Below are 3,349 nucleotides of genomic sequence, written 5' to 3' on the forward strand. Positions count from 1 at the left end.
GAAGACTGAGCTTTTTGTTTTTGCGTTTTAACAAGAACCCCGTCCCGAAAGGTGCGGGGTTTTTTGCGGTGTGGGGTATGTCCCCCCGGTGGCGCTGCGCTTACCGGGGCTACGGATCCGTAGCCCGGACAAGGTGCGCAGCACCGCCTCCGGGAAAAATATCGCCTGAATACCTGCTACTGCTTCGCTAACCAGCTGATAATAAATGTCGCGATCTGTGGAACATCATTTAAATCCAGCAGCGGAGGCGATGTCGCGATCGGCATATCGCTGGCCACGGCAAGGGTATGCTCATCAATCATCAGCTCTTCTACAGAATGGCCACTGTTTTGCCGAAAAAGCAGGATCTTAGGCACGGGTTCATGTTTGAACCCCTCCACTAAAACCAGGTCCAGTTTGCTGGCATCCATTCGACTGGCCAGCCACGAGAGATCTAATTCCGACTTCTCTGGCGTCTCGGTCATCAACGCCCAGCGCTGTTCGCTGGCGACAATGGTTTGCGCAGCGCCCGCCTTACGAAGTTCATAACTATCTTTGCCCGGCTTATCCACGTCCATGTCATGATGGGTGTGCTTTATCAGCCCCGGGCGCAATCCTTGAGCGCAGAGCTCAGGGATAAGACGCTTTAATAATGTTGTTTTTCCGGTACCGCTCCAGGCGGCTATCGCCAGTAATGGGATCATGACGGCTCCTGCATCTGCTGCAAATCCTCAAGCGTATTTACATTGATGAACGCTGATTTCACATCGCTGAAATTCACCGGGCTTCCACCCACCTGACGCATAAAGACCATTACCCGGCGTTCTCCACTGGTAAGGTAGGCCTCGAGGTCTGGTATGATTTGTCGATGCACGAGCGCAACGGCGGGATGATCCCGTTCGCCGTCATGGGCCCAAACCACTGGTGCAACACCTCTCTGCTGGATAAAGCGCTCAACTAGAAATGTTGGAATGAAGGGGGTGTCGCAGGGGCAAAAAACAAACCAGGGACTTGCGACCTGCTGCATCACGGCAAGCATGCCGGCCAGTGGCCCCGGATAACCCTCTTGTGTATCGCGAAAGATCGGATAGCCGCTGGCATGCCACTGCTCAAGATGACGGTTGGCGCTAATGACTAGCGCATCTACCTGCGGGGCTAATGTCTCCGCGACGTGACGCCAAAGAGGGCGGCCATTTAACAACTGTAATCCTTTATCAATACCGCCCATTCGCGTGGCTCTGCCGCCCGCCAGCACGACGCCGGTTATTGCCTCGCTTTGCATATGAATATCGCCTCTTTCATTGTGGGATTGACCCTGTTAACTTGTCCCTATCAAGAGTAAGGAGCATGACCATGAAATGTAAACGTCTGAATGAAGTAATTGAACTCCTCCAGCCAGCCTGGCAAAAAGAGCCTGAACTGAACCTGATGCAATTTTTGCAGAAGCTGGCGAAAGAGGCCGGCTATGATGGCGAACTGAGCGATCTTTCCGACGATATTCTGATCTATCACCTGAAGATGCGCGATTCTTCCAAAGATGCCGTCATTCCGGGTATTCAGAAGGATTATGAAGAGGACTTTAAAACCGCGCTGCTGCGCGCCCGCGGGGTAATAAAAGAGTAAAAGGTTGTAAGCGCTGCCGCGTAAAACGCAATGAGATGATATCCTGAACTATTCGTACGATTATCGGATGTCAGGATGCACGATAAGGCTTTTACTTTTCAGACGCTTCGCCCGGATACCATTATCGATGGGTTATTCGATCTGGGTATGCGGGTGGACTCCGGTCTCACCCCGCTGAATAGCTATGAGAACCGCGTATATCAGTTCCAGGACGAAGAGCGTCATCGCTATGTAGTGAAGTTCTATCGTCCTGAGCGCTGGTCCGCAGAACAGATCCTTGAAGAACACCAGTTTGCGCTTCAGCTTGTAGAAGATGAAGTGCCCGTTGCTGCGCCGCTCTTTTTTAATGACAGCACGCTTCATCAGCATCAGGGATTCTACTTTGCCGTTTTTCCAAGCCTTGGCGGCCGTCAGTTCGAAGCGGATAACCTTGATCAGATGGAGTGGGTTGGCCGCTATCTGGGGCGTTTGCACCAGACTGGCCGCAAACAGCGCTTTACTGCCCGCCCGGAGATTGGCGTGCAGGAGTACCTGCTGGAACCGCGCCAGGTGTTTGAACAGTCGACGCTTATCCCCTCAGGCCTGAAAGCCGATTTCCTGAAGGCGACCGATAAACTCATTGCTGCCGTCATAGCGCAATGGCACGGCTGCGGGAACACGTTGCGCCTGCATGGTGACTGCCATGCAGGCAATATCCTTTGGCGCGATGGACCGCTGTTTGTCGACTTAGACGATGCGCGCACTGGCCCGGCGATTCAGGACCTGTGGATGCTGCTCAACGGCGATAAGGCTGAACAGCGTATGCAGCTGGAGACCATCGTCGAGGCCTATGAGGAATTCAGCCCCTTTAACAGCGATGAAATCGCGCTTATTGAACCTTTACGCGCCATGCGACTGGTTTATTATCTGGCGTGGTTGCTCAGACGCTGGGACGATCCCGCTTTTCCGGTCAATTTCCCCTGGTTAACCGGGGAGGATTACTGGCGGGGACAGACGTCGACTTTTCTTGAGCAGGTGAAGGTTCTACAGGAACCCCCGCTTCAGTTAACGCCAATGTATTAATGTGATATATCCAGGAGAGAGTAAATCATGAAAAAAGTTTGGCTGGCGCTGGCTGGTATGATTCTGGCTTTTAGTGCATCCGCTGCCCAGATCACCGACGGCAAGCAGTACATCACCCTTGATAAGCCGGTTGCTGGCGAGCCGCAGGTGCTCGAGTTCTTTTCATTCTACTGCCCGCACTGCTACCAGTTTGAAGAAGTACTGCATGTCTCTGACAGTGTGCGGCAGAAACTGCCGGAAGGCACCAAAATGACCAAATACCACGTTGAGTTCCTGGGCCCTCTGGGCAAGGATCTGACGCAGGCATGGGCGGTGGCCGTCGCGCTGGGCGTTGAAGATAAAATTACTGCGCCGATGTTCGAAGCCGTGCAGAAAACCCAGACCGTGCAGAGCGTGGCCGACATTCGTAAAGTATTCGTTGATGCGGGTGTGAAAGGAGAAGACTACGATGCCGCATGGAACAGCTTCGTGGTGAAATCTCTGGTCGCTCAGCAAGAGAAAGCGGCAGCCGATCTGCAGTTGCAGGGGGTACCGGCTATGTATGTTAATGGTAAATACCAGCTGAACCCGCAGGGGATGGACACCAGCAATATGGATGTCTTCGTCGCTCAGTATGCGGATACCGTGAAGCAACTGGTTGAGAAGAAATAAAAAAAAACGCCGGTCACTGACCGTAATGCTGACC

Annotated in this window: 5 protein-coding genes; 3 read left to right on the forward strand and 2 right to left on the reverse strand. The window is 53.1% G+C overall.

Going from position 1 to position 3,349, the window contains the following annotated elements:
- Positions 1-176 precede the first annotated feature (176 nt).
- Positions 177-683 (reverse strand): molybdopterin-guanine dinucleotide biosynthesis protein MobB, encoded by a 507-nt coding sequence (gene mobB, locus ACKLKD_RS27605; RefSeq protein WP_025710892.1) that lies wholly within the window; start codon positions 681-683, stop codon positions 177-179.
- Positions 680-1,261 carry a molybdenum cofactor guanylyltransferase MobA gene (gene mobA / locus ACKLKD_RS27610; protein ID WP_025710894.1) on the reverse strand — a complete coding sequence of 194 codons (582 nt, stop codon included), beginning with the start codon at positions 1,259-1,261 and terminating at the stop codon, positions 680-682. The genes mobB and mobA overlap by 4 nt, the downstream gene beginning before the upstream one ends.
- 71 nt (positions 1,262-1,332) lie before the next feature.
- Between mobA and ACKLKD_RS27615 the strand changes: the two genes are divergently transcribed.
- From ACKLKD_RS27615 to dsbA, 3 genes are all read left to right on the forward strand, one after another.
- Positions 1,333-1,602, forward strand: a complete 270-nt coding sequence (locus ACKLKD_RS27615; protein WP_002882612.1) for a YihD family protein — start codon at positions 1,333-1,335, stop codon at positions 1,600-1,602.
- Between the two features lie 75 nt (positions 1,603-1,677).
- The gene (locus tag ACKLKD_RS27620) at positions 1,678-2,664 is read left to right on the forward strand and encodes a serine/threonine protein kinase (protein WP_025710899.1); all 987 of its coding nucleotides are present in this window, start codon (positions 1,678-1,680) and stop codon (positions 2,662-2,664) included.
- A gap of 27 nt (positions 2,665-2,691) precedes the next feature.
- Positions 2,692-3,315: a thiol:disulfide interchange protein DsbA gene (dsbA, locus tag ACKLKD_RS27625; protein WP_025710900.1), complete on the forward strand. Its 624-nt coding sequence runs from the start codon at positions 2,692-2,694 to the stop codon at positions 3,313-3,315.
- Positions 3,316-3,349 lie beyond the last annotated feature (34 nt).

The sequence above is a fragment of the Klebsiella sp. 10982 genome, assembly GCF_048589245.1.
GTDB classification, from domain to species: Bacteria; Pseudomonadota; Gammaproteobacteria; order Enterobacterales; family Enterobacteriaceae; genus Klebsiella; species Klebsiella quasivariicola.